Annotated in this window: 23 protein-coding genes, 1 tRNA gene and 1 pseudogene; 11 read left to right on the top strand and 14 right to left on the bottom strand. The window is 69.8% G+C overall.

The window, feature by feature from the left end; translation table 11 throughout:
* Nucleotides 1–221: 221 nt before the first annotated feature.
* The 7 genes from TFC3_RS08265 to TFC3_RS08240 all read right to left on the bottom strand — a co-directional run bounded on the left by TFC3_RS08265 (nucleotide 222) and on the right by TFC3_RS08240 (nucleotide 5,443).
* Nucleotides 222–557, bottom strand: a complete 336-nt coding sequence (locus tag TFC3_RS08265) for a hypothetical protein (RefSeq protein ID WP_067497650.1) — start codon at nucleotides 555–557, stop codon at nucleotides 222–224.
* On the bottom strand, nucleotides 469–819 hold the full coding sequence (locus tag TFC3_RS38490) for a hypothetical protein (RefSeq protein WP_173745277.1): 351 nt from the start codon (nucleotides 817–819) through the stop codon (nucleotides 469–471). Before TFC3_RS38490 ends, TFC3_RS08265 begins: the two co-directional genes overlap by 89 nt.
* Before the next feature lie 37 nt (nucleotides 820–856).
* A complete protein-coding gene (locus TFC3_RS08260; RefSeq protein WP_153040144.1) occupies nucleotides 857–1,327 on the bottom strand; it encodes a hypothetical protein in 471 nt (156 codons plus the stop codon).
* A gap of 474 nt (nucleotides 1,328–1,801) precedes the next feature.
* A tRNA-Val gene (locus TFC3_RS08255) sits at nucleotides 1,802–1,876 on the bottom strand.
* A 169-nt stretch (nucleotides 1,877–2,045) separates the two neighbouring features.
* Entirely contained in the window at nucleotides 2,046–2,510 is a 465-nt protein-coding gene (locus tag TFC3_RS08250; protein WP_067497644.1) for a peroxiredoxin, read from the bottom strand.
* Between the two features lie 118 nt (nucleotides 2,511–2,628).
* The gene (locus tag TFC3_RS08245; RefSeq protein ID WP_015619845.1) at nucleotides 2,629–3,060 is read right to left on the bottom strand and encodes a DUF3052 domain-containing protein; all 432 of its coding nucleotides are present in this window, start codon (nucleotides 3,058–3,060) and stop codon (nucleotides 2,629–2,631) included.
* A gap of 94 nt (nucleotides 3,061–3,154) precedes the next feature.
* Nucleotides 3,155–5,443, bottom strand: coding sequence for a transketolase C-terminal domain-containing protein (locus TFC3_RS08240; protein WP_067497641.1), 2,289 nt, complete (start codon nucleotides 5,441–5,443; stop codon nucleotides 3,155–3,157).
* A 75-nt stretch (nucleotides 5,444–5,518) separates the two neighbouring features.
* Between TFC3_RS08240 and TFC3_RS08235 the strand changes: the two are divergent.
* Together TFC3_RS08235 and aceE are read left to right on the top strand one after the other, a co-directional pair.
* A pseudogene (locus tag TFC3_RS08235) lies at nucleotides 5,519–5,924 on the top strand (YjbQ family protein).
* A gap of 149 nt (nucleotides 5,925–6,073) precedes the next feature.
* Nucleotides 6,074–8,812, top strand: coding sequence for a pyruvate dehydrogenase (acetyl-transferring), homodimeric type (aceE, locus tag TFC3_RS08230; protein WP_067497638.1), 2,739 nt, complete (start codon nucleotides 6,074–6,076; stop codon nucleotides 8,810–8,812).
* A 140-nt stretch (nucleotides 8,813–8,952) separates the two neighbouring features.
* Here aceE and TFC3_RS08225 read toward each other — a convergent pair whose 3' ends face one another.
* Nucleotides 8,953–9,486, bottom strand: coding sequence for a dihydrofolate reductase family protein (locus tag TFC3_RS08225; protein ID WP_067497635.1), 534 nt, complete (start codon nucleotides 9,484–9,486; stop codon nucleotides 8,953–8,955).
* A gap of 194 nt (nucleotides 9,487–9,680) precedes the next feature.
* Between TFC3_RS08225 and TFC3_RS08220 the strand changes: the two genes are divergently transcribed.
* The 3 genes from TFC3_RS08220 to TFC3_RS08210 all read left to right on the top strand — a co-directional run bounded on the left by TFC3_RS08220 (nucleotide 9,681) and on the right by TFC3_RS08210 (nucleotide 13,402).
* Nucleotides 9,681–10,934: an MFS transporter gene (locus TFC3_RS08220; protein ID WP_067506234.1), complete on the top strand. Its 1,254-nt coding sequence runs from the start codon at nucleotides 9,681–9,683 to the stop codon at nucleotides 10,932–10,934.
* 48 nt (nucleotides 10,935–10,982) lie between these two features.
* Complete coding sequence (gene gltX / locus TFC3_RS08215) at nucleotides 10,983–12,392, top strand: glutamate--tRNA ligase (protein WP_082771925.1); 1,410 nt, start codon at nucleotides 10,983–10,985, stop codon at nucleotides 12,390–12,392.
* Between the two features lie 326 nt (nucleotides 12,393–12,718).
* Nucleotides 12,719–13,402 carry a hypothetical protein gene (locus tag TFC3_RS08210; RefSeq protein WP_067497629.1) on the top strand — a complete coding sequence of 228 codons (684 nt, stop codon included), beginning with the start codon at nucleotides 12,719–12,721 and terminating at the stop codon, nucleotides 13,400–13,402.
* Here the strand turns inward: TFC3_RS08210 and TFC3_RS08205 are convergent, their stop codons facing one another.
* From TFC3_RS08205 to TFC3_RS38485, 4 genes are all read right to left on the bottom strand, one after another.
* Complete coding sequence (locus TFC3_RS08205) at nucleotides 13,403–14,167, bottom strand: hypothetical protein (protein WP_153040143.1); 765 nt, start codon at nucleotides 14,165–14,167, stop codon at nucleotides 13,403–13,405.
* Nucleotides 14,164–14,637 carry a sigma factor-like helix-turn-helix DNA-binding protein gene (locus tag TFC3_RS08200; RefSeq protein WP_067497624.1) on the bottom strand — a complete coding sequence of 158 codons (474 nt, stop codon included), beginning with the start codon at nucleotides 14,635–14,637 and terminating at the stop codon, nucleotides 14,164–14,166. Before TFC3_RS08200 ends, TFC3_RS08205 begins: the two co-directional genes overlap by 4 nt.
* Before the next feature lie 59 nt (nucleotides 14,638–14,696).
* On the bottom strand, nucleotides 14,697–15,242 hold the full coding sequence (locus tag TFC3_RS08195) for a TetR/AcrR family transcriptional regulator (protein WP_067506230.1): 546 nt from the start codon (nucleotides 15,240–15,242) through the stop codon (nucleotides 14,697–14,699).
* A 73-nt stretch (nucleotides 15,243–15,315) separates the two neighbouring features.
* Nucleotides 15,316–15,528, bottom strand: a complete 213-nt coding sequence (locus TFC3_RS38485) for a hypothetical protein (protein WP_153040142.1) — start codon at nucleotides 15,526–15,528, stop codon at nucleotides 15,316–15,318.
* 259 nt (nucleotides 15,529–15,787) lie between these two features.
* Between TFC3_RS38485 and TFC3_RS08185 the strand changes: the two genes are divergently transcribed.
* The 5 genes from TFC3_RS08185 (at nucleotide 15,788) to fabF (ending at nucleotide 20,492) form a co-directional block, all read left to right on the top strand.
* Nucleotides 15,788–16,972, top strand: coding sequence for a CdaR family transcriptional regulator (locus TFC3_RS08185; protein ID WP_067497621.1), 1,185 nt, complete (start codon nucleotides 15,788–15,790; stop codon nucleotides 16,970–16,972).
* Between the two features lie 126 nt (nucleotides 16,973–17,098).
* Complete coding sequence (locus TFC3_RS08180; RefSeq protein ID WP_067497618.1) at nucleotides 17,099–18,028, top strand: ACP S-malonyltransferase; 930 nt, start codon at nucleotides 17,099–17,101, stop codon at nucleotides 18,026–18,028.
* Nucleotides 18,025–18,975, top strand: coding sequence for a beta-ketoacyl-ACP synthase III (locus TFC3_RS08175; RefSeq protein WP_067497615.1), 951 nt, complete (start codon nucleotides 18,025–18,027; stop codon nucleotides 18,973–18,975). Before TFC3_RS08180 ends, TFC3_RS08175 begins: the two co-directional genes overlap by 4 nt.
* Nucleotides 18,976–19,021: 46 nt before the next feature.
* Nucleotides 19,022–19,264, top strand: a complete 243-nt coding sequence (locus TFC3_RS08170; protein ID WP_067497612.1) for an acyl carrier protein — start codon at nucleotides 19,022–19,024, stop codon at nucleotides 19,262–19,264.
* A 1-nt stretch (nucleotide 19,265) separates the two neighbouring features.
* Entirely contained in the window at nucleotides 19,266–20,492 is a 1,227-nt protein-coding gene (gene fabF, locus TFC3_RS08165) for a beta-ketoacyl-ACP synthase II (protein ID WP_067497609.1), read from the top strand.
* A 62-nt stretch (nucleotides 20,493–20,554) separates the two neighbouring features.
* Here fabF and TFC3_RS08160 read toward each other — a convergent pair whose 3' ends face one another.
* The gene (locus TFC3_RS08160; protein ID WP_067506225.1) at nucleotides 20,555–21,448 is read right to left on the bottom strand and encodes an NADP-dependent oxidoreductase; all 894 of its coding nucleotides are present in this window, start codon (nucleotides 21,446–21,448) and stop codon (nucleotides 20,555–20,557) included.
* Between the two features lie 76 nt (nucleotides 21,449–21,524).
* Between TFC3_RS08160 and TFC3_RS08155 the strand changes: the two genes are divergently transcribed.
* Complete coding sequence (locus TFC3_RS08155; protein WP_067506222.1) at nucleotides 21,525–22,439, top strand: AraC family transcriptional regulator; 915 nt, start codon at nucleotides 21,525–21,527, stop codon at nucleotides 22,437–22,439.
* Between the two features lie 3 nt (nucleotides 22,440–22,442).
* Here the strand turns inward: TFC3_RS08155 and TFC3_RS08150 are convergent, their stop codons facing one another.
* A complete protein-coding gene (locus TFC3_RS08150; RefSeq protein ID WP_067497607.1) occupies nucleotides 22,443–24,185 on the bottom strand; it encodes a glycoside hydrolase family 3 protein in 1,743 nt (580 codons plus the stop codon).
* Nucleotide 24,186: the final 1 nt, after the last annotated feature.

Below are 24,186 nucleotides of genomic sequence, written 5' to 3'. Positions count from 1 at the left end.
AAGCCGGCCCACAGGAATCGAGCAAGCTCGATTTGCCACGCTACCGAAACAACGTCGGAACCCGAACCGCAAGGTTTTTCGGGGTTCACGCGACGGAGGATCGATCCACAAGCCACTTCACCTGCGGATACACCCCACCCATTACCCTCGTAACTTCCGGAACGGCACCGGAAGTAGCGGCATGTGCGAACTTGGAAGCGCTCCCATAACCCCCGGTGGGTCTACCGGAACTCGTGAACGACCTCGATCAGCCCGACAATGTGATCGTTGAACGTCTCCAACTCCTCGGCCGGCACCCACAGCTCGAGAATCGTCGACCCGCCCGCTTGCTGCACCGGATACCTCGCGGCAAAGCCGGTATCGACCTCGAACCGCGTCACATAGCCCACCCCGGACGCCGGCACATTCCAGTCCCGCGCAATCCTGATGGCGTAATTCTCGTTGAGCACCGGATAGAAAATGGGCTGATCAGGCAACCGCGCGGGCCACCGCCGCCACCCCGAGGCGCGCACCAGTTCCAACTCTTCCGGCCCGGTCGGCCGCCACAATTGCGTCACGGTCGATCATTCTTGCAAGTAGTCGTAACGCCCAGGTACGGGCTCGGTCATCACGGATCTGCCACTCCTGCATGCCAGAAACCTCATGGTGTACGAAAGCCGGGATGACGGCTATCTCCCGCAACTGGTCGAGCAGCCATTCGGTGCCCGATTCCCGAACGGTTCCGCAGTACACCAGGCATGAATCGCCATTCGGCCCGTTCACTTCGTTCCAGCCGTGACTGTAGAACCCGTCATCATGGCGCCGCAGCACCGCCCGCACGGCCCAGCCATCCCCGTACGCTCACATAAGCCGGCACCTAGTCAGTGTCCCGGTCGGCACTCAACCCGGCTTTCGCGGACTCGGCAGTGACGGCAGCCGTGTCCCCCAGCTTATCGGTAACCGCCGCGGCCACATCCGAGACATTGGCGCCGGCCAGCTCCCCGAGCAATGTGGTCAGCGACTCCAGCACCTGCCCGAACATGCCCTCGGGCTCGCGGACCTGAACGGTCACCTTGCCATCCATCGCGTAGATGACAACGAGGCCGTAGACGACGTCCCGACTGCGATACATGGTCTTTGGCGTGCCGGGCCGCAGATCGATGACCTGCCCACCCCGATGCCGGTCCACCAGGGCCACGAACAAGCTGACCGCAGCCACCGCCCCGAAAATAATGAGCGTGGTGGTCAGCACGGGCTCCAGCCCATGCAGATCAACCTTCTGGACGGTAACCCCGTACTGCACAGCCAACTGCTGCACAAACTCAACATCGTCAGTATCGATGATCAACAATCGCTGCACACCAAATACTAAGCGCCCCCACCAAGCGAATTGCCCCCAACCACGACGAGCCGATGCCCGACGTCATGCCGATGCCCCGCGTCATGCCGTGAACCTGGCGAATGCCTGACCCAGTTGATCCACCAGCGCCAACGGCTGCCGGCGATCTCTGACGGGTGGGGCGCTCAGCGCACGCAGGCGAGCGAAGCAAAGCCGATCACTGACCTGGCGAGGCGGCGCACCCCGCACAGCAGGACCTCCAGCGGCTCAGCCCCCGGAGCCAGCATGACCACAGTCCCAGGTCCGCGCACCCAGCAAACAGGGTTAGCCGACTCACGCCCAACCGACAAACTCAAACAAAACCTGACCGCCGACCACCCCCGCGCAACCACCGCACCGCGGGGACTCCGGGGGCTCGGCCCCCGGAGTCAGCATGACCACAGTCCCAGGTCCGCGCATTTAGCGGACAGGGTTGGCCGACTTTGGTGGGCGCGGCAGGTTTCGAACCTGCGACCCCTCGCTTGTAAGGCGAGTGCTCTCCCACTGAGCTACGCGCCCGGTTCCGCAAGGACCGGAGCCGTCATCTTACCTTGCGGCGGACCAAGGGCCGAGCACCGCCCGCCCCAGGAGAAGCCCGCCCCTGGAGCCGACCGCCGCAAGACAAGGCCGCTTCGAGACGGCCGCCCCGACAAACGGCCGCCACGAAACGCGTGCTTGAAAGAAAGCGTCAGAGGATCAGATCCTTGAACGCCGATCGCCACGTGTTCTGGTCGCGGGCCTCACCCGGGCCCTGGAGTTGGGCGAAGCGGACCACGCCTTCCTTGTCGATCACGAAGGTGCCGCGGTTGGCGAAGCCGGCCTGGTCGTTGAAGACCCCGTACGCCTGGGCCACCGCGCCGTGGGGCCAGAAGTCGGCCAGGAGCGGGAAGGTGAAGCCCTCGCGATCGGCCCAGACCTTGTGGCTGTAGACCGAGTCCACGCTGACCGTGAGCACCTGGATGTAGTCGTTGGAGTACTCGGAGTAATTCTCCTGGATCTCGGCGAGTTCGCCTTGGCAGGTGCCGGTGAAGGCCAAGGGGTAGAAGACCAGGAGCACCGCTTTGCGGCCTTGGAAGTCCGCCAGCGAGATTTCCTGGTTGTTCTGGTCCTTGAGCGTGAAGCTGGGCGCCGGTGAGCCCACGTCGATCGGCATGCGGCCACCTTAACCAAGCCCCACGCCCCCGACGGCCAAGGCACATGCCCACGCCGCAGCCAAGGCACATAGCCGCGCGGTGGCAATGACCGCGCGGCAGAACCAGCGAAGAGGGTTCCTACTTCTTCTTCGCTCCGCGGGAGGACACCAGCCGGGCTGCCGTCCAGTCCTTGCCGGCGTTCACCGTGGAGGTCTGCTGGAGTCCGGCCGTCGGCGCGTTCTCGCTGACCTCACTGGGTTCGACGTGTCCGTCGCGGCCGGCCTTGGGGGTCAGCAGCCACACCACGCCGCTGTCGGCCAGCGGGCTCAGGGCGTCCGTGAGCAATTCGAACAGGTCACCGTCGCCGTCGCGGTACCAGAGGAGCACCGCGTCGACCACCTCATCGGTGTCCTCGTCGACCAATTCACCCACGCGTTCGGTCAGGGCGTCACGGAGATCCTCGTCTACGTCGTCGTCGTAGCCCATCTCCATGACCACCATCGTCGGCTCGAAGCCGAACCGGTCCGCCAGGCTGCGTACGCCGTCGGCCTGACCAGCGGTCGCGCTCACTGTCGAATTCCTCCTTGCTGTTCAGGTGTACGTGTGGGGGTAGTCCACACACTTAGGGCGCTGCGCGCAAGTGGCGCACCGAGTGTGTGGCAATTTACCGCGCCAGCAGGGCATGGGCACCCTGTGTGATGGCATCTTCCCCGATTAGGACCTGTTGTGCTGCCGGACCCAGGGGAACGGGCGAGTCCACCGACGCTATCCGGCGGGCCGCACCGACGAAACCGCCGTCCACCAGCGCCGCCAGAATTCCCTCTCCGACGCCGCCCGAGCGCCTGGTCTCGTCCACGATCAGGACCCGGCCGGTTGCCGAGGCCTCCCGCACCAGATCGGCCACCGGCAACGGGCTGAGCCAGCGTAGATCCACCACCCGGGACCCGTAACCCTGCGCCGCTAGCTGCGCGGCGACCCGCAGCGACATGCGAACTCCGTTGCCGAAGGTCACAATCGTTACATCCTCCGCAGAACCTACGGGGTACGTCCGCGCCCGCCCGATCGGGATGTGCACGCCGGCCCACTCGCCCGGCGGGGCATATGGTGCCAGCCAGTCGTTGTCGCCGGGCTGGTAGAGGTCGCGGGTGTGGTAGAGCGCGATCGGCTCCAGGAACACGCTCACCGTGCCGTCGACGGCCGCCGCGGCCAGGCAGGAGCGCAGCAGGGGCGCCGCATCGGCCGGGCGCGACGGCACCGCCAGGACCAGCCCGGGTACGTCGCGCAGCACGGCGACCGAGTTCTCGTTGTGGAAGTGGCCGCCGAAGCTCTGCTGGTAGGCCAGCCCGGCCACGCGTACCACCATGGGGTTGCGGAATGCTCCCTTGGAGAAGAACTGCATGGTGGCCGCCTCGCCGCGCAGCTGGTCCTCGGCGTTGTGCAGGTAGGCCAGGTATTGGATCTCCGGGATGGGTAGCAGGCCGGCCAGCCCGGTGCCCAGCGCGAGGCCGAGCAGCGAGGTCTCGTCGAGCAGCGTGTCGAAGACCCGGCCGGCGCCGAAGCGGTCGCGCAGGTTCTTCGTCACGCCGTAGACCCCGCCCTTGGCCGCCACGTCCTCGCCGAACAGCAGCGCCCCGGGGGTGGACAGCAGCGCATCGGTCAGGGTGGCGTTGATGGCCTGGGCCAGGGTCAGCGGGCCGCTGTGCTCGGGCAGCTTGCCGCCGAACGCGGTGGCGCGAGCGGCCGACCCGGCTCCGCTGGCCCGGGTCGCGGCGTCGGTGATGTGCCGGGACACGCGCAGCGGGCGGCGGGGGGCCAGCGGCGCCGCGACCTCGGCGGCGGAGGCGAGTTTGGGCTCGCTCAGCACCTCCTCGGCGACCTTGCGGACCTGCCAGCCCAGTTCGTCGTAGCGGGTGATCAGATCGTCGGGCGTGGCGAAGCCGCCTTCGATCAGCAGCCGGGCGGTGCCGACCAGCGGGTCGCGGTCCAGGTCGCGGGCGATGTCGTCGCCCGAGCGGTACGCCACCTCGGCATCGGCGCCGGCGTGACCCATCAGCCGGACCACCGACAGGTGCAGGATGGCCGGCCGGCGCTGCTTGCGGACCCAGCCGGCCGCCTCACGGGCGGTGTCGTAGGTGGCCGCCAGGTCGGTGCCGTCGGCGGCGAAATAGCGCAGGCCGGGGCGCGACTGCAGGGTCTCGGCGACCCAGCCCTCGGGCGATGCGACGCTGATGCCCCAGCCGTTGTCCTCGCAGACCAGCAGCAGCGGCAAGTGGCGCCCGGTGTGCTCGAAGTAGCCGGTCGTGTTGAGCGCGGCAGTGGCGGTGGCGTGGTTGACCGAGGCGTCGCCGAAGGAGGCGACGACGATCGCGTCGTCCGGCCACGGGGTGCTGACCCCGCGCAGTCCGGGGGCGGCGCTCAGCGCGTACCCGATGCCGACTGCTCTTGGTAAATGCGAGGCGATGGTGGACGTGGCCGGGATGATCTGCAGGTCGGCGCGGCCGAAGACCTTGTGGCGCCCGCCGGAGATGGGCTCGGCGGCCGAGGCGACCACGCCGCGCAGGACATCGCGGGCGGCCTCGGCATGGGGGTCCAGATCGGGGTCGGACGCCGGGACAGCGACAGCGCGGACACAGTAGAACGCGCCGGAGCGGTAGTGCAGCAGGGCCGGGTCGCCGGGGTCCAGGGCGGCCGCCACCGCCGCGTTTCCCTCGTGACCGGACGACCCGATGGTGTAGAAGCCCTCGTTGAAGCTGCGCAGCCAGCGCGCGGCCAGATCGAGGTGCCGGCTGGTGAGCTGGGCATCGAACAACTCGCGGGCCCGCTGCCCGGTGAGCGCGGAGCCGGCCCGCACCGGTTCGCCGCTCGCGCGGGGCGTCCCGGGCGGCCGCAGGGCCGAGACCGCGTCGCGGAAACGCTCGTCCAGATGCTGAGGGGTGGTCACGCGAACCAGCATTGCCGACCATGGCCAGCCCCGCCACCGCGCGCCCACGAGCCTGTGGATAACTCGGCCGTGCAAGACTTCCGGGTCATGGACACCACCGTGATCACCGTTCGGACCGGGAACGAGCCGGTCGTGCGTGACATCACGGGCGAGGCCGAGCAGTTCGTCCGCGGGCGCGGTGACGGCCTGCTGCACGTCTTCGTCCCGCACGCGACCGCCGGCATCGCCATCATCGAGACCGGCGCGGGATCAGATGATGACCTGGCTCACCGCCATCGACGAGCTGCTGCCGGCCCAGGACAAGTGGCGCCACCGGCACGGATCGCGAGGTCACGGTCGTGATCATGTGCTGCCCGCCTGGATCCCCCCGTACGCGAGCCTGCCCGTCATCGACGGCCGGATCGCCCTGGGCACGTGGCAGTCCATCTGCCTCGTGGACCCCAACGGCGACAACCCCGAGCGCCAGGTGCGCTTCAGTTTTCTGAACGGTTAACCGCGAGTTACTGCCCAGTACGTGTGTCGCTCGTCGCGCGGCCGACCGGTAGGCGTGACGACAGACACCGTCAGGAGGCAGGATGGAAGACATAGCCGTGCGGTTCACACGATGGGCGTACGGTCCGACCCCGACCAAGAGGAATGCCTGTGGCCACGGAACGCAAGCGCCCGGTGATCAGCGACGGCCTGCCGAGCCAGCTTCCGGACGTCGACCCCGAGGAAACCAGCGAATGGGTCGAGTCGCTCGACGGAGTCATTGACGAAGGTGGCGCCAAGCGAGCCCGGTACGTCATGCTGCGCCTGCTCGAACGCGCCCGGGAGCGCCAGGTCGGTGTCCCACCGCTGACGTCCACCGACTTCATCAACACCATCGCGCCGGAGCAGGAACCCTGGTTCCCCGGCGACGAGATGGTCGAACGCCGGATCCGCGCCTACATCCGCTGGAATGCCGCGATGCTGGTGCACCGCGCGCAGCGCCCGGAGATCGGCGTGGGCGGGCACATCTCGACGTACGCGTCGAGCGCCAGCCTCTACGAGGTCGGCATGAACCACTTCTTCCGCGGCAAGGACCACCCCGGCGGCGGCGACCACATCTTCTTCCAGGGCCACGCCTCCCCCGGCATGTACGCCCGGGCCTACCTCGAGGGCCGGCTCAGCGAGAACGACCTCGACGGTTTCCGCCAGGAGCTGTCGCACCCCGGTGGCGGCCTGCCCAGCTACCCGCACCCGCGGCTGATGCCGAACTTCTGGGAGTTCCCGACGGTCAGCATGGGCATCGGCCCGCTGAACGCGATCTACCAGGCCCGGTTCAACCGCTACCTGCACAACCGCGGCATCAAGGACACCAGTCAGCAGCACGTCTGGGCGTTCCTGGGCGACGGCGAGATGGACGAGGTCGAGTCGCTCGGCGCGATCGGCCTGGCCGCCCGCGAGGAGCTCGACAACCTCACCTTCGTGATCAACTGCAACCTGCAGCGTCTCGACGGCCCGGTGCGTGGCAACGGCAAGGTCATCCAGGAGCTGGAGTCCTTCTTCCGCGGCGCCGGCTGGAACGTCATCAAGGTGATCTGGGGCCGCGAGTGGGACGACCTGCTGGCCCGTGACACCGACGGCGCGCTGGTCAACCTGATGAACGTCACGCCCGACGGCGACTTCCAGACGTACAAGGGCGAGTCCGGGGCGTACGTGCGGGAGAACTTCTTCGGCCGTGACCCGCGCACCCGCAAGCTCGTCGAGCACATGAGCGACGACGAGGTCTGGAACCTCAAGCGCGGCGGCCACGACTACCGCAAGCTGTACGCGGCGTACAAGGCGGCCACCGAGCACACCGGGCAGCCGACGGTCATCCTGGCCCACACCATCAAGGGCTGGACGCTGGGCTCGCACTTCGAGGCCCGCAACGCCACGCACCAGATGAAGAAGCTGACGCTGCCCGACCTCAAGGGCTTCCGGGACCGGCTCTACCTGGACATCAGCGACAAGCAGCTGGAGGAGAACCCCTACCTCCCGCCGTACTTCCACCCCGGTGAGAAGTCCGACGAGATGGCCTACTTGCAGGAGCGCCGGCGTGAGCTGGGCGGTTACCTGCCGTCGCGGCGCACCAAGACGATCCCGCTGGCGATCCCCGAGCCGGCCCGGTTCGGCGACGTCAAGCGGGGCTCGGGCAAGCAGAAGATCGCCACCACGATGGCTTTCGTGCGCCTGCTCAAGGACATCATGAAGGACAAGGAGTTCGGCGCCCGCTGGGTGCCGATCATCCCCGACGAGGCCCGCACCTTCGGCATGGACTCGTTGTTCCCGACGCGCAAGATCTACTCGCCGCACGGCCAGACCTACACCTCGGTCGACCGCGAGCTGTTCCTGTCGTACAAAGAGGCGACGAACGGCCAGATCCTGCACGAGGGCATCAACGAGGCCGGCTCGACCGCCAGCTTCATCGCCGCGGGCACCTCGTACGCCACCCACGGCGAGCCGATGATCCCGCTGTACATCTTCTACTCGATGTTCGGCTTCCAGCGCACCGCCGACGAGCTCTGGGCGGCCTCCGACCAGATGGCCCGCGGCTTCCTGCTGGGCGCCACCGCGGGCCGCACCACGCTCAACGGCGAGGGCCTGCAGCACGAGGACGGGCACTCGCTGCTGATCGCGGCGACCAACCCGGCGGTCGTGGCCTACGACCCGGCGTTCGCCTTCGAGATCGCGCACATCGTCGAGAACGGCCTGCACCGCATGTACGGCGAGCAGCAGGAGAACATCTACTACTACCTGACGGTGTACAACGAGCCGATCCTGCAGCCCGCGGAGCCGGCCAACGTCGACGTGGACGGCCTGCTCAAGGGCATCTACCGCTACGCCGAGGCCCCGCAGGCAAACGGCCCGAAGGCGCAGATCCTGGCCTCCGGCACCGGCATGCAGTGGGCGGTGAAGGCTCAGCAGCTGCTCGCCCAGGACTGGGGCGTCGGCGCGGACGTGTGGTCGGTGACCTCGTGGACCGAGCTGCGCCGCGACGCGGTCGAGACCGAGGAGCACAACCTGCTCAACCCCGGTGACCAGCCCCGCAAGCCCTACATCCAGACCAAGCTGGAGGGCACCGAGGGCCCGGTGGTGGCCGTCAGTGACTGGATGCGCGCGGTTCCGGACCTGATCAGCCGCTGGGTGCCGAACGACTACACGTCGCTGGGCACCGACGGCTTCGGCATGAGCGACACCCGTCACGCGCTGCGCCGCCACTTCCACGTGGACGCGGAGTCGGTCGTGGTGGCCACGCTGCGCCAGCTCGCGCTCAAGGGCGCGGTGCCGGCGCACGTGCCGGCCGAGGCGGCGAAGAAGTACGCGATCGACGACGTGAACGCCGCTCCGGTGGGCGAGACCGGCGGCGACAGCTGACCCCAGCACGCTGACCGAGGGGTGTGCCCGACTTGTTCGGGCACACCCCTCGGTTTTTGGCTGGTCAGCTCGGTGGGCAACGAGGCGCAGGCCGTCGTCAAGCGACAGATGACCACCGCGAACTCCGCGCTCAAGCCGGCTCAGGCGGGGACGTACGTGGTCACCGTGACGCCGGTCCTGGTGGTCCAGGACGACGTCGCGGACAGGGCGATCTTGGTGCCCTCGTGCCACAGCTTGCGGCCCTCGCCGGCCACCAGCGGGAAGACCATGATCCGGTACTCGTCGATCAGGTTGTGCCGGGTCAGATGGTTGACCAGCTCGGCGCTGCCGTTGATGAGCAGGTTGTCCGCACCCGCCTTCAGCGCGGTGACTGCGTCCGCGAGCTCGCCGGTGATGAACGTGGCGGCCCATTCCGGCTCGGTCAGCGTGGTGGTGGCCACGTGCTTGGGCATCGAGTTCATCTTCTTGCCGAAGTCGCCGGTCTGCGCCTCCATCTGGGGCCAGGCCGCCTTGAAGCCCTCGTACGTGCGCCGGCCCAGCAGCAGCGCGTCGGCCTCGCGCAGGTTCTGGTCCTGCCAGCTACCCAGTTCGTCGTTGACGTAGGGGCCGCTCCAGATCGGCTCCTCGAAGACGCCGTCCAGTGTCACGTACTCCACCGCGACAACTTTGCCCATCGTGCTTGCTCCCTCGTGTTTCACCGGCGGGCCGGACGACCCCCCGATGGACCTCGATCAGATCGTGTGGCGGCGGGTTGGGCAACCCTGGCCGGGCGCGCGTCGCGGGGCTCTTCCGCCGACCGTGCAGCATCCTCTAGGGTCCGAGGAAATTTCACGTCAGCTCGATGGCGGGCCAGAGCACCGGAGGCGGCATGAGCGTCACGCAGGGCGCCCCGGCAGCGCTCGCCGAGCCGGTGGTGCCGGTGCGGCGCTCCTGGATCGGCCTGCTGTTCGCGGCGAACCTCGGCCTCTGGATGGTGTTCTTCACGCCGGTGCAGGTGCTGCTGCCCGAGCAGATCGACAGCCTCGGCATCAGCGGCAAGGAGGCTGCGCTCGGCTGGGTGACCGGGCTCGGCGCGCTGGTGGCCATCCTGGTCAACCCGGCGGCGGGCGCACTCTCCGACCGTACCCGGTTCACGATCAAGGGTCGCGCGTACGGCCGCCGGCACGTCTGGACGCTGGCCGGCACGGTGGTGTCCGGTCTGTCGCTGGTGGTGCTGGCGCAGGCGGGCAACCTGGCCATGGTGGCGCTGGGCTGGGCCGGGGCTCAGCTCGGGCTCAACGTCATGCTGGCCACGCTGACGGCCGCCGTTCCCGATCGGGTTCCCGTCGGCCAGCGCGGGGCGGTTTCCGGGTGGATCGGGATGCCGCAGGCTCTGGGCCTGGTGCTGGGGGCAGTGCTGGTGACCGCCGTAGTGACGGAGACGGCGTCCGGGTACCTGTTGATGGCAGTGGTTTTGCTGGTTCTGGCCGTACCCTTCGCGCTGTCGACGCCGGACGACCCGCTGCCCGAACGGGCCGGCACCCGCGCGCCCACCACGCGGGTGTGGCGGATTTTTGCTGACAATCCGGACTATGCGCTGGCCTGGGGAACGCGGTTCCTGGTGCAGTTGGGCAATGCGATGGGCACGCTGTACCTGCTGTACTTCCTGACCGACAAGGTGCGCGTTGCCGACCCGGACACCGGCCTGCTGATCATGATCCTGTTGTACACCGCGGGCATGGTGGGTACCGCGGTGATCGGCGGGCGCATCTCCGACCGCACCGGGCGCCGCAAGATCTTCGTGGTCTGGTCCGGCGTGGTGATCGCGATCGCGGCGATCCTGCTGGCCCTCTGGCCCACCTGGGTGAGCTGCCTGATCGGCGCGGTGTTGCTCGGGGCGGGCTACGGCGTGTATCTGGCCGTGGACACCGCGTTGATCACGCAGGTGCTGCCGGCTGCGGTGGACCGGGCCAAGGATCTCGGTGTCATCAACATCGCCACCGCGGCGCCCCAGGTGCTCGGGCCGGCGCTCGCCGCTCCGATCGTGACGCACCTGGGCGGTTACCCGGCGTTGTACGCGCTGACCGCCGTGGTCACGCTGCTCGGCGCGGTGCTGGTGGTCCGCATCCGCGCGGTGGCTTGACGACCCGCCCGGCGAAAACCCCGTCGACCGGCGCCGTACCCTGGGCTCGTGACTGTTCGAGTACGCTTCGCACCCTCCCCGACCGGAATGTTCCACGTCGGCGGCGCCCGTTCGGCGCTGCAGAACTGGATCGTCGCGCGCCAGACCGGCGGCGCCTTCGTCCTGCGCATCGAGGACACCGACGCGGCCCGCAACCGTCCCGAGTGGACCGAGGGCATCATCTCGGCGCTCGACTGGATCGGCATCGAACGCGGCACGTACGAGGGCCCCTACTACCAGTCCACCTACGCTGACGAGCACACCGCCGCAGCCACCCGCCTGTACGGCGAGGGCCGCGCGTACTACTGCGACTGCACCCGCGACGATGTCGTGGCGCGCAGCGGCAACACCCACACCGGCTACGACGGCTTCTGCCGCGAGCGCGCGCTCGGGCCGGGCGAGGGCCGCGCGCTGCGCTTCCGCACCCCCGACGAGGGCGCGACCGTGGTCGTCGACCTGGTCCGCGGCGAGCCGACCTTCGAGAACAAGCTCATCGAGGACTTCGTCATCGCCCGCAGCAACGGCACGGCGGTCTTCCTGCTGGCCAACGTGGTCGACGACATGACCATGGGCATCACCCATGTCATCCGGGCCGAGGAGCATCTGCCCAACACTCCCAAGCAGCAGCTGCTGTGGGAGGCGCTCGGGGTCAAGCCCCCGGTCTGGGCGCACGTACCGGTGATCGTCAACGAGAAACGACAGAAGCTGTCCAAGCGCCGGGACAAGGTGGCGCTGGAGTCGTACCGGGATGAGGGTTATCTCGCAGCCGCCATGCGCAACTATCTGATGCTGCTCGGGTGGGCTCCCACCGGCGATCGCGAGATTGTGCCCTGGCAGGTCGTCGAGGACGAGTTCAAGCTTGAGGACGTCAACCACTCCCCGGCGTTCTTCGACGTCAAGAAGTTGCGCGCGTTCAACGGCGAGTACATCCGGGCGCTGTCATCGGAGGAGTTCGCCGCGGTGTGCGCGCCCTGGCTGGGTGGCACCGAGACGATTCCGGCCCCGCCGTGGGACCCGGCCGCGTTCGACTTCCGGGTCTTCGCCGATGTGGCACCGCTGGCCCAGACCCGCATCTCGGTGCTGAGCGAGATCGTGGACTACGTCGACTTCCTGTTCCTGGCCGAGCCCGTGGCCGACGAGCAGTCCTGGAACAAGGCGATGAAGGAGGGTTCGGGCGAGATCCTGGAGGCCGCCGGGGCCGCGTTCGGTGCGCTGGACGAGTGGTCGGCCGAGCCGCTGAAGGCCGCGCTCGAACGGGTGGGCGAGGAGCGCGGGCTCAAGCTGGGCAAGACCCAGGCGCCGGTACGCGTGGCGGTCACCGGCCGCACGATCGGTCTGCCGCTGTTCGAGTCGCTCGAGGTGCTGGGCCGGGAGAAGACCCTGGCTCGCATCGCAGCGGCTCGCGCCAAGATTTCTTAATCGTTTCGGTATGCGCGCATCGGCAACCCGGTGCGCGCTTACCGTATCGAGCAACGCCGAGGCCAGCCGCTTGCGTCTAAGGGATAACAGTTCCCGCAAGACGGGTGACTGGGACCCGGTCCGCTTGCCGTTGCTGGGTACTATTCGCCCGCTGATCAGCAGCTGTCGTTGCACCTTTTCCTTGTTCCCGGTGCGTTTGCCGGATGCTTGCAAAACGAGGAGAACCGGGATGCGGCCGGGCAGATCTGCGGGGAGGCTGTGTGGACGCAGGCGCAGCAGACCATGCCCATCACGCAGGCGGGGGAGGCCGGACGGTGGCTCGAGGGATGTTCGCACGGCTCATAGCCGCGACCGGCGTGGTCGCCGCGTCGCTGGCGGTCGGTCTGTCCCTGTCCCCGACGCCGGTCAGCGCCGCACCGGCCGGGGCGCGCACCGGCGTGGTCACCGCGCCCAAGGCGGCGCCCAAACCGGATTCGGTGCTGATCGCCGGCAAGTTCCCCGACGGCAAGCTGACCATCAAGCAGGCCGAGCACTCCGAGTTGTTCCAGCGGCTGCTCGCCGAGGTCAACTGGCTCGGCTCGGCCACGCCGACCACCAGCAAGCCCGCAGCGGACAAGCTCGGCCCCAAGTTCACCCTGACCGTGCAGATCAAGGACAAGGCTAACCAGGTCTACGACCTGTACCCGCTGGCCTCCGGCGGGCCGCGGGCCTACCGCCCGGCCCAGCAGCCGACCGGCAAGAAGGCGGCGGGCTGGTTCTACGGGCGGTTGACCATGTCGGAGTCGCTGCGGCTGAGCGGTGTTCCGCTGGAGGCCAAGCCCGACGTCGTCAGCGGCGGCATCGGCGCCGGGTCCGGGGTGAACGTCAAGGACGAGGAACTCGACCCACTGGCCGTCAGCAAGGACGTTTTCGCCCAGCTGCAGCGGCTGTTCCTGCTCAACGGCGCGGTGCTGCTGGTGGTCCTGCTGGGCCTGGCCGGCGTCGCGTTCCTGATCCGCCGCCGGGTCTGATCACCCGGCCGGGCGGATCGGCACCTCGAACACCGGGCAGGCCGGGGCGGGCTGGTTGCACCGCTCGCCGAGCCCGAAGCCGTCGAGCAGCCGCGCGTTGGTCGCCACGTCGGCAGCCTCCCGGGTGCTCAGCGGCGGCCCCCCGGCTTCCCGGTCGCCGGTGCCCCGTTCGCCGGTGACCTGCACCGCCACAGTCCGCCCGTCCACCACACGGCGGGCGATCACCTCGTTCACCTGCCAGTCCACGTCCTCGGTGCGGTCGTAGCGGGCGTACTCGAAGCCCGAGTCGCTGTGGTCGGGCTGCGCGCACGCGGTCGCCTCGGCGAGCACCGGCAGGCAGAGCCCGGCCGGGGCGTCGAAGACCGCGACCTCCACCAGCCCGTGCGGCTCACCGTTGGTGTCGAGCACCGCGTACTGCCGCCAGCCCGGACCGCTGAACGGCGGGCGCGGCACGATCCGGCGCTGCTGGGCGTCGATGGGCTTGGCGAGCACGGCCAGCACCGGGTCGAGCACGGCCGAGGGGCGCGGCTGGGCCACCGCCACGGCTGCCGTCGAGCGCGGTTTGCTCCCCGGCAGCAGAACGGTGGTCAGGGCGTACCCGAGGATGATGACCAGGGCGACCGCCACGAGCCCGGCCAGGATGACCGAGCGGGCACGACGCCGGCGCAGCCGATCGGCCTGGCGGAAAATATCGTCGACCGCGTCGCCGATCGGGGGTTCGCCGGTGCACGCGCGTTCCAGCATCGCGGTCATGGCCGCGCTCATCGGGCACCCGCCGGCTGCGAGGCGCGCAGCAGCTCGGTGAAGGCGGTCAGGCCGTCGGCCTCGTACTCGGTGACCTTGCTGGCGTCCAGCCCCAGCACGTCGGCCGTCTCCCCCACCGCGAGATGGCAGAAGTGGTGCAGCACGAGGACCGCCCGGCATTTGGGTGGCAGCCGCCGCAACGCGTCGAGAACCAGGACGGTATAGACGTCGCTGAGCGCAGCGTCGGTGTCGGCAGCGCCGGTGGCCTGCGCAGGAGCGACAAAAACATGCTCACGGCGGGCATGGCCGGGCTTGAAAACGGCCATCATTTCCCGGTACGTCCACAGGTCCAGATCACCGACGTCCGCATCGGTCAGCGCGCGCGCCATAGTGACCCGGGCAACTTCGCCCGCCTCGTTCCAGTCCCCGCACATCAGGAAGGCCGCGCGGCGCAGGTGGGCGTACCGCTGAGCCACGTAGTCGTCAGTCATTGGCCCTCCCTTTTGCCCCTTTATAGGGCACCAGGGGGGAGCCGTGCGGGGGAACGGGCTCACGCGACCCGGATGGTGACCTCCACCAGGCGGATCAGGTCGTCCAGGTCGGCGTCGAACTCGTCGGCGGTGTCCGCGTCCTCCGAGGGCAGGCCACCGGTGACCTCGCCGGTGGTGTAGCCCAGTAAGAACGCGCAGATCATCCGGGTCAGCCGGGGCACGGTTCCGGCAGGCACGCCGGCGTCGTGCAGGGTTGCGCGCAGAGCGGCGATCAGCCAGGAGGCGCCGGGTGAGGGCCGATTCAGCAGCAACGGGTACGCCCCCGGGTGCCGCCGGGACAGCTCCCGTACCGCCCGGCCGGGCGCTCGCAGCCGCTGCCGCCAGTCGATGCCTGCCGGGTCGGTGCCGTACTCGTCACCCAGTTCCAGGTGCAGCAGGTCGACCAGGCCGTCGAGCATCGCGTCCTTGCCACCCACATAGGGGTAGAGCGCCATCGAGGTGAGCCCGACCCGCTCGGCCACCGCCCGCATGGACATCGCGGCGAGCCCCTGCTCGTCGACGAGCGCGAGGGCCTGGTCGAGGATCAGTCGTCTCTTGTCGTCCACCCGCCAACCGTGGTCGCTGACCGGCGGCGGTGCGGTGGGACACGCCGCCGGCGTCACACCAGGGAGTGAGCCCTCAGCACCAACGGCCCGGCGGGCGGCCCCGGCCCGCGGCGCGGCGGCGCGGACGGACGGCGCCGTGCAGATGGGCACCGGCCCAGCCGTGCAAATGGGTCCTGCATCCGCCCCGCGACGGAAGCTCGCCGACCAGTTCGTCGGCTGGCGGCACGGCGATGTCCTCGGCGCAGTCCTGCTCCACATCGGGGCCCATGCCCTCGTGGTGTGTCACTGCCGCCTCCTTTCCATGCGTCGCCGGGGTCACCCGGTCTCCACGACAGTGCGACGTCCCATCGGCAGCGCAGGGGCCTGGTTGACCCCTACCGCCGAATCCGCCCTGATGCCCTGCCAGGACGACACGATGCCAGGTCACCGACCGGAATCGCGGGGAAGGCGCACCGCTATTACCGACAAACATCTCAAAAGGTACGCCTTGTCTCGCTCACGATCCGGCTCACCGGGATCGGGGGCGGGCCTGCGATGCTAATCCGGTGGCACGAAAAAACGGCAGTGCGGCCCCACCCCTGGCCGCGACCCTGCGCCGGGTCGAGCGCAGCGCCGGGGCCCTGGCCTCGGCCAGCGTCGCCCGGATGGAGGAGACACTGCCCTGGTTCCGGGCGCTGCCCGCGGATCAGCGGTCCTCGGTCATGCTCGTGGCCCAGGCCGGCATCCGGTCCCTGGTCGAGTGGCTGCGCTCGGGCGGCACGGCCGCGGGCACCCAGGAGATCTCCGACGAGGTCTTCGCGGCGGCCCCGCGCACGCTGGCCCGCGCCATCACGCTCACCCAGACGATCCAGCTGATCAAGGCCACCATCGACGTCGCCGAGACCGAGGTGCAGGCGCTGGCCGCGGCCGGCGAGGAGGACGCGCTCGCCCAGGCCATCCTCAAGTTCTCCCGGGAGATCGCGTTCTCGGCCGCCCGGGTGTACGCCCGCGCCGCCGAGGCCCGTGGCGCCTGGGACACCCGGCTGCAGGCGCTGCTCGTGGACGCGCTGCTGCGCGGCGACACCTCCGACGTGGTGGCCAGCCGGGCGGCCGCGCTGGGCTGGACGGACGCGCCCCCGGTGGCGGTGGTGGTGGGCCGCTCCCCCGGCGGCGACCACACGGTGGTGCTGCACTCGGTCTACCGGGCGGCCCGGCGCGCCCGGGTCGAGGTGATCGGCGGGGTGCACGGCGACCGGATCGTGGTGGTGATGGGTGGCGCCGCCGATCCGCTGAGCACCGCGGGGCAACTGGCTGGGGCGTTCGGCGAGGGGCCGGTTGTGGTGGGTCCGGCCGTGCCGTCGCTCGATCAGGCCACGGAGTCGGCGCGCGCCGCCCTGGCCGGGTTCCGGGCCGCCTCGGCGTGGCCGGGGGCTCCGACGCCGGTGGCCGCCGATGACCTGCTGCCCGAGCGGGCGCTGGCCGGCGACCCCGATGCCCGCCGCGCGTTGCGCAACGATGCTTACGGTTCCCTGTCCCGGGCCGGTGGCGGCTTGCTGGACACCCTCGACGCGTTCTTCGCCGCTGCCGGGGTGCTGGAGAGTGCTGCGCGAGAGTTGTTCGTACACCCGAATACGGTTCGTTACCGCCTCAAGCGGGTGGCCGAAGTGACCGGTCTCTCACCGCTGGACGGCCGGGATGCCTTCGCTTTGCGCATGGCGCTGGCCATCGGACGCCTCGATCCGCCGGGATAATTCCAGCGAAGGCCGCATATCACCAGTGGCCCCCGACGTCTTTGTAGGAAACCCACAACGTCGGTCGTAGGGTTTCGTACCACCCGGCACCTTCAGAATGCTGCCGCATCCGGAAGAGTCGTATACGTGCTCGCTGTACTCTCCCCCGGCCAGGGCTCGCAGAAGCCCGGATTCCTGACTCAGTGGCTTGAGCTGCCCGGCGCCCGCGACCGCCTGACCTCGTGGTCGCAGCTCGCCGGGGTCGACCTGGTGCATCTCGGCACGGACGCCGACGCCGAGGAGATCAAGGACACCGCGCGGACCCAGCCGCTGCTCGTCGCCGCCGCCCTGCTGGCCGCCGACCACCTGCCGCTGGCCCAGGTCGACGTGGTCGCCGGGCACAGCGTGGGCGAGCTGGCCGCGGCTGCCCTGGCCGGCGTGCTGACCCCCGAGGCTGCCATCACCCTCGCCGGGGTGCGCGGCCGCGAGATGGCCGCCGCCTGCGCGCTCGAACCGACCGGCATGAGCGCCGTGCTCGGCGGCGACCCGGAAGAGGTGGTCGCCGCAATCGAGGCTCAGGGCTTGTACGCCGCCAACCGCAACGGTGCCGGTCAGATCGTCGCCGCGGGCGCCCTCGACGCCCTCGCGAAGTTCGCCGAGGACCCGCCCGCCAAGGTGCGGGCGCTGGCCGTCGCGGGCGCGTTCCACACCCCCTACATGGCTCCCGCCGAGCAGGCGCTCGGCGTGGTCGCGGCCGGTGTTGCCGTCGCCGATCCGGCGCGCATCGTGCTGTCGAACCGGGACGGCTCCGCTGTCACCGCCGGCCAGGAGCTGCTGCAGCGCCTGGTCAAGCAGGTCACCGCGCCGGTGCGCTGGGACCTGGTCGTCGCGACGCTGCGCGAACTGGGCGTCACCGGCATCCTCGAGCTGCCGCCCGCAGGGACCCTGGCCGGGCTGGTCAAGCGCGAGCTGAAGGGCGACGGCGCGCCAGAGATCGTCACTCTCAACAAGCCGGACGACCTGGCGGCCGCCCGCGACCTCATCGCGCGCCACAGCACCGAAGGAGCACATTCATGACCGCGGGTTCTCGCATCGTCGCGATGGGCCACTACCAGCCCTCGCGCGTGGTCACCAACAACGACCTGGCCCAGATCGTCGACACCAACGACGAGTGGATCCGCTCCCGGGTCGGCATCGCCGAGCGCCGCGTCGCGGACTCGGAATCCGTTGCGGACATGGCCACCGCGGCCGCCGAGAAGGCGCTCGCCGGCTCCGGGCTGAGCGCCGCCGACATCGACATGGTCGTGGTGGCGACCTGTTCCTCGATCGACCGGTGCCCCAACGTCGCCACCCGGGTCGCGGCCCGGCTCGGCGTATCCGCCCCGGCCGCCTTCGACCTCAACACGGCCTGCTCGGGCTTCTCGTACGGGCTGGCCACCGCCGACCACGCGATGCGCGCCGGGGCTTCCCGCAACGCCATCGTGATCGGCGCCGAGAAGCTGTCCGACCTGACCGACTGGACCGACCGCAGCACCGCCGTGCTGTTCGGTGACGGTGCCGGTGCCGCGGTGCTCAGCGCGGTGGCCGACGGCGAGCAGGCCGGCATCGGCCCGGTGCTCTGGGGCTCCGCCCCGGACAAGGGAGACGTGCTGCGCATCGAGGGGCGCACGCCGTACATCAAGCAGGACGGCCAGGTGGTCTTCCGCTGGGCCACCACCGAGCTGGCGCCCTTCGCGCTGCAGACCCTCGAACGCGCCGGGGTACAGCCCAGCGAGATCGCGGCGTTCGTGCCGCACCAGGCAAACACCCGCATCATCGACGGCATCGTCAAGCGGCTGGGGCTCGGCCCCGACGTGGTCATCGCCAAGGACCTCGTCGAGTCCGGCAACACCTCCGCCGCCAGCATCCCCTTGGCCCTGTCCAAGCTGATCGAGAGGCGCGAGGTGCCTTCGGGCGCCCCGGTGCTGCTGTTCGGCTTCGGCGGCGGCCTCACCTACGCCGGTCAGGTCATCCGTTGTCCGTGACCCGGTAGCACCACCACCACGCTCACCTGAGAGGAAAGACCACACAATGGCAACTCGCGAAGAGATCACCTCCGGCCTCGCCGAGATTCTCGAAGAGGTCGCCGGGGTGAACCCGGACGACGTCGCCGAGGAGAAGAGCTTCACTGACGACCTGGACGTCGACTCGCTCTCCATGGTCGAGGTCGTGGTGGCCGCCGAGGAGAAGTTCGGCGTCAAGATCCCGGACAACGAGGTCCAGAACCTCAAGACCGTCGGCGACGCTGTCTCCTTCATCGAGGCGAACCACTGACATGAGCACCACAGACGTCGTCGTCACCGGGCTCGGCGCGACGACCCCGCTCGGCGGGGACGTCGCGTCCACCTGGGACGCCATGCTGGCCGGCCGCTCCGGGGTGAGTCCCCTCACCCAGGAGTGGGCCGAGCAGCTGACCGTACGCATCGCCGCCCAGCTCGCCGTCGAGCCCTCCGCGGTCATCGATCGGGTCCGGCTGCGCAAACTCGACCGCTCCGAGGCGATCGCCCTGGTCGCCGCGAAACAAGCGTGGGCCGACTCCGGCCTCGCCGACTCCGGCCTCGACCCCGAGCGCCTCGCCGTCAGCTTCGGCAGCGGCATCGGTGGCGCGGTGACCCTGCTCAACCAGGACGACATCCTGGAGGCCTCCGGCCCTCGCCGGGTCAGCCCGCACACCGTGCCGATGCTCATGCCCAACGGCCCGGCCGCCTGGATCGGCATCGACCTGAAGGCCCAGGCCGGCGTGCACTCCATGGCCAGCGCCTGCGCCACCGGCGCCGAAGCCATGGCTCTCGGCCTGGACATCATCCGCTCGGGCCGCGCCGACGTGGTAGTGGCCGGCGGCACCGAAGCGGTCATCCACCCGCTGCCGCTCGCCGGCTTCGCCTCGATGCGCGCCATGTCGACCCGCAACGACGAGCCCGAGAAGGCGTCCCGGCCGTGGGACAAGGGCCGCGACGGCTTCGTCATGGGTGAGGGCTCAGGTGCGCTCGTGCTGGAACGAGCCGACCACGCCATCGCCCGTGGCGCCACCATCTACGCCCGCCTCGCCGGCGCCGGCATCACCTCGGACGGCTTCGACATCGTCCAGCCGGACCCGGAATGCAAGGGCGGCATCCGCGCGATGTCCCGCGCGATCCGCGACGCCGGCCTGACCGGCAGGGACATCGTGCACGTCAACGCGCACGCCACCTCCACCCCCGCTGGTGACATGGGCGAGATCAAGGGCATCCGGACCGCCATCGGCGACCACCCGGTAATCACCTCGACCAAGTCGATGTCGGGCCACCTGCTTGGCGCGGCCGGCGCCCTCGAATCGATCGCCACGATCCTGGCGATCCGCGAGAGCGTCGTCCCCCCGACCATCAACCTCGACGACCCGGACGACCGCCTGGACCTCGACGTGGCCGCCCACAAGGCCCGTTCGCTGGACATCCCGGCGGCGATGAACAACTCGTTCGGCTTCGGTGGCCACAACGTGGCGCTGGTCTTCACCCGGCCCTGAGCGGTTTCCTCCGACGTCCCGCCTCCCTTCGGTTTCTGCCCGGGAGACGGGACGTTGCCGGTTCAGGACGGCGTGATGACTACTTTGCCGCGCAGGCCTCCGGCCTCCGCGAGGCGGTGCAGCTCAGGGAGGTCGGCCAGCGTGCGGCGGCCGGAGATGTCAATCCGGACCCGGCCGTCGTCCACCATCCGGGTCAGGGCCGCGAGATCAGCCGGATCATTGCGTACGACCACATGCCAGGCCCGCACCGTGTCCGTAGCCGGCACCGGGGTGGCCACGGTGACGACCCGCCCGCCGTCGCGGACCAGCCCCGGCAGCGCACCGGCCGCCCGGTCCCCGATCGCCGCGCAGTTCACCACCGCATCCACCGGCTCGGCCACGCTCAACGGCCCGGCCAGGTAGTCGATCACCTCGTCGGCCCCCAGCTCCTTGACCTGCGCGGCGCTACGCGAGCTGGCGGTGGCGACAACATAGGCACCCGCGGCCTTCGCCAACTGCACGGCGAACCCGCCAATACCCCCGCCGCCCCCGTTGATCAGCACCCGTTCGCCCGGCTCCACGCGGGCATGCTCGCGGACCGCCTGCCACGCGGTCATCCCGGCCAGCGGCAGCGCCGCAGCATCAACAAGCGGCACCGACACCGGCGCGGGCACCAGCCGACCGGCGGGGGCGACCGCGTACTCGGCCGCAGCTCCGGAATCCAGCATCCCGATCATCGGCACGCCGTCCACGGTTCCCGCCACATCCCAGCCCAACGTCAGCGGCAAGGCGATCGTGGGCCAAAGCCCGGAGCGCAGCGCCGTCTCGGTGGGGTTCATCGAGGTGGCGGCCACGCTGATCAGCACCTCACCTCGCTCCGACCACCCCTGCGAAACAGAACCTGGGTCCGGGGGCTCCACCTCGTCGATGCTGATCACGCTCGGGTCTCCGTACCGGTGAATGCGTGCGGCTCTCATGACCACCGACCGTAGGCAAGCCGCCGGGGCGCAACCATGCTTGAAAAGCGCGGAAATCTTCGCCAGAGTGCTGCGCGTGGATGTGCTGAGCGAGGTGCTCGGGGCGCTGCGCGCCGGCCGCCCGAAAGCGATGCTGCTGGGGTGGGAGTCGCCGTGGGCCCAGGAGTTCGCGGCGGTGCCCGGGGCGATGGGCTTCCAGGTCATGCTGCGCGGCGACTGCTGGCTGCTGCCGCCGGGTGCCGAGCCGGTACAGCTGAACGAGGGTGAGATTGTCCTGCGGCCGCGGGGGCGCACCCACGCCCTTGCTACTTCTCCGGGGGCACGGCGTGCTACCTGCGACAACACCTCCGCTGGGCCACCTCCTGCGCCGGCCGGGCCGATGCTGGCGCTGTGCGGGGCGTATGAGGTGGATCCGCGGCTCGCTCACCCGCTGCTGCCTGGGCTACCCGAGTGGCGCCGGGTGGTTCCGAACGAGGAGTTGCGTTCCGTTACCGGGTTGCTGGCTTCCGAGGTGGCCCGGGGTGGCGGGTCGATGGTGCCGGCTCTGCTGGAGACAATGCTCGGCTATCTGCTGCGTCAGGTTCTCAGCGATGCTGCCGGCATAAGCGGTCTCACAGACGGCAGCCGCGCAGAAGGCAGTCGCCGGGACGGCAGTCGTATGGGCGGCTCGGTGGACTCTGCGGTGGCGCTTGCTTTGACGGCGATGCATGGCGATCCTGAGCGGGCCTGGACGGTGGACGATCTCGCCGCTCGGTCAGCGCTTTCCCGCTCGGCGTTTGCCCGGCGCTTCTCCGCCGCGACCGGGCGGCCGCCGCTGGCGTATCTGACCTGGTGGCGGATGACCGTGGCGGCCCGGAGACTGCGAGACAGCACGGACACCGTCGCGGTGATCGCCCGCGAGGCCGGCTACGCCAACGAGTTTGCCTTCACCACCGCGTTCCGCCGCCATCACGGACTGCCGCCGGGTCGCTTCCGCCGAGCGGCCAGCTGAGCGCTACTTGGCGCAGGCGCTGCGAGGTAGCGCTCCCACCTGCACCGGTGACTTGCCCGGGGCCTTGGCCTTGCCCGCGATCACCGCGGCGAGGGCTTGCAGCGACAGCGGACTCGAGGAGTAGGTCGCCACCAGCGCCGGAGACTCGGCCGAGGCCAGCAGGTAGGGCGTGTCCATCATGACGGTGAGCGCGGCGTCCGGGCTCAGGTCGGTGGTGTGGTCGCCGTAGCCGACGAGGTGGACGACGGTGCCGCCGGCCGCTTGGACCTGCAGGCCCGCGTCCTGCAGCGCCTTGACCAGGCCGGTGCGGGCGGTTTCGCGGCCGCCGGACGAGGTAACCGTGATCGGGCCGGTGAGCAGGGGGCCGGTGCAGGGGCCACGCAGGATGGTGATCGACGCGGCGTCGGCGGCCAGCACGGCCTTCTGGTGCTCGGCGGAGGCGATGGTGGTCAGGGCCGGCTGGGGTTTGGCGGTCTGGCGAAACTTGAGGGTGAGGATGCGGATTACCGCCTCGACCAGGCGTTCGCGCTTGAGGGCGCCGCTCTGCAGGCCGGACAGAATGCCGTCGCGGGCGCCGGCGAGGTCCGGGGGCATCAGCAGCATGTCGTTGCCCGCGTTGAGGGCGCGGACGGCCGCCTCGCCGGCCGGCCACTTCATTGCCGGAGCCATGTTCATGGCGTCGGTGATGGCCACGCCCTTGAAGCCCAGGTCCTTGCGGAGCACATCGGTCATCACCTTGTGCGAGAAGGTGGCCGCGACGCCCTTGTCGAGGGCTTCGACGTCGAGGTGGCCCGACATCACCACGCCCGCGCCAGCGTCCACTCCGGCCTTGAACGGCGGCAGGTCCTGCTGCTTCCACTGCTGGGCGTTCTGCTTGACCACCGGCAGGTCCTCGTGGCTGTCGCCGGTGGTGTGCCCGTGACCCGGGAAGTGCTTGAGCGCCGCGGTGACCCCGGACCCTTCCAGCCCCTTGACGGCGGCGCCGGTCTGCGCGGCGTTCAGGGCCGCGTTGTCGCCGTACGAGCGGGAGCCGATGACGGCGTTGCCTTGCGGGCCCAGGGTGTCGGCGACCGGCGCGAAGTCGAGGTTGATGCCCATGGCGGCCAGCTCCGCACCGGCGGCGGACCAGGCGGCGCGGGTGAGAGCGGGCTTGCCGGCAGCGCCGAAGGCCATGGCGGCCGGCAGCAGCGTCACGCCGGTGCGGACCCGGGTGACCACGCCGTATTCCTGGTCGGTGCCGATGAGCAGCGGTGCTCCCCCGGGCAGTTTGCGCGCTTCTGTCTGCAGGCCGTCGGTCAGCGCGCGGACCTGCTGGGGGTTGTCGACGTTGGTGGCCGGGTTGGTGGCTCCGGTCGGGTCATCGGGGGCGAAGGAGACCAGGATCAGCCCGCCGAGATGGAATTTCGCAACCATCTCGGCGGGGGTGTTGACCTGCGCGATCTTCTGGTTGCCGGCCATCGCGGACTTGTCGGCGGCGGTGGCGCTGTCGCCGTACGCGTAGGGCATCAGAACTTGACCGGCGAGATCGGCATTGCTGAGCGTGCGCACTACCTCGGCCGCGTGCGCCTCGGGATCCGTGACGACGGCTGGCGTCGGGGCGGCGACGGAGGCCGAGGGCAAAGCAGGCGGCGAAGGGGCAAGTGAGGACGCGGGCGCGGCGGCTGGCACGTCCTTGCTGCAGGCAGCCAGCAGCATCACCAGCGCTCCGGCCACGGCCACTCGCAACGGCTTCGTCATGGCCGCCATT

The organism is Actinoplanes sp. TFC3, assembly GCF_001553785.1.
GTDB lineage: Bacteria > Actinomycetota > Actinomycetes > Mycobacteriales > Micromonosporaceae > Actinoplanes.
This window is presented reverse-complemented; position numbering and strand designations above follow the sequence as displayed.

What these genes read in the sequence shown, in the direction of transcription:
- TFC3_RS08210 (WP_067497629.1), top strand. Translation starts at nt 12,719, where the DNA reads ATGTTCGCACGGCTCATAGCCGCGACCGGCGTGGTCGCCGCGTCGCTG.
- TFC3_RS08250 (WP_067497644.1), bottom strand. Translation starts at nt 2,510, where the DNA reads ATGCCGATCGACGTGGGCTCACCGGCGCCCAGCTTCACGCTCAAGGAC.
- TFC3_RS08205 (WP_153040143.1), bottom strand. Translation starts at nt 14,167, where the DNA reads ATGAGCGCGGCCATGACCGCGATGCTGGAACGCGCGTGCACCGGCGAA.
- TFC3_RS08240 (WP_067497641.1), bottom strand. Translation starts at nt 5,443, where the DNA reads ATGCTGGTTCGCGTGACCACCCCTCAGCATCTGGACGAGCGTTTCCGC.
- TFC3_RS08220 (WP_067506234.1), top strand. Translation starts at nt 9,681, where the DNA reads ATGAGCGTCACGCAGGGCGCCCCGGCAGCGCTCGCCGAGCCGGTGGTG.
- TFC3_RS08160 (WP_067506225.1), bottom strand. Translation starts at nt 21,448, where the DNA reads ATGAGAGCCGCACGCATTCACCGGTACGGAGACCCGAGCGTGATCAGC.
- TFC3_RS08175 (WP_067497615.1), top strand. Translation starts at nt 18,025, where the DNA reads ATGACCGCGGGTTCTCGCATCGTCGCGATGGGCCACTACCAGCCCTCG.
- TFC3_RS08225 (WP_067497635.1), bottom strand. Translation starts at nt 9,486, where the DNA reads ATGGGCAAAGTTGTCGCGGTGGAGTACGTGACACTGGACGGCGTCTTC.
- TFC3_RS08170 (WP_067497612.1), top strand. Translation starts at nt 19,022, where the DNA reads ATGGCAACTCGCGAAGAGATCACCTCCGGCCTCGCCGAGATTCTCGAA.
- fabF (WP_067497609.1), top strand. Translation starts at nt 19,266, where the DNA reads ATGAGCACCACAGACGTCGTCGTCACCGGGCTCGGCGCGACGACCCCG.
- TFC3_RS08150 (WP_067497607.1), bottom strand. Translation starts at nt 24,185, where the DNA reads ATGGCGGCCATGACGAAGCCGTTGCGAGTGGCCGTGGCCGGAGCGCTG.
- TFC3_RS08200 (WP_067497624.1), bottom strand. Translation starts at nt 14,637, where the DNA reads ATGACTGACGACTACGTGGCTCAGCGGTACGCCCACCTGCGCCGCGCG.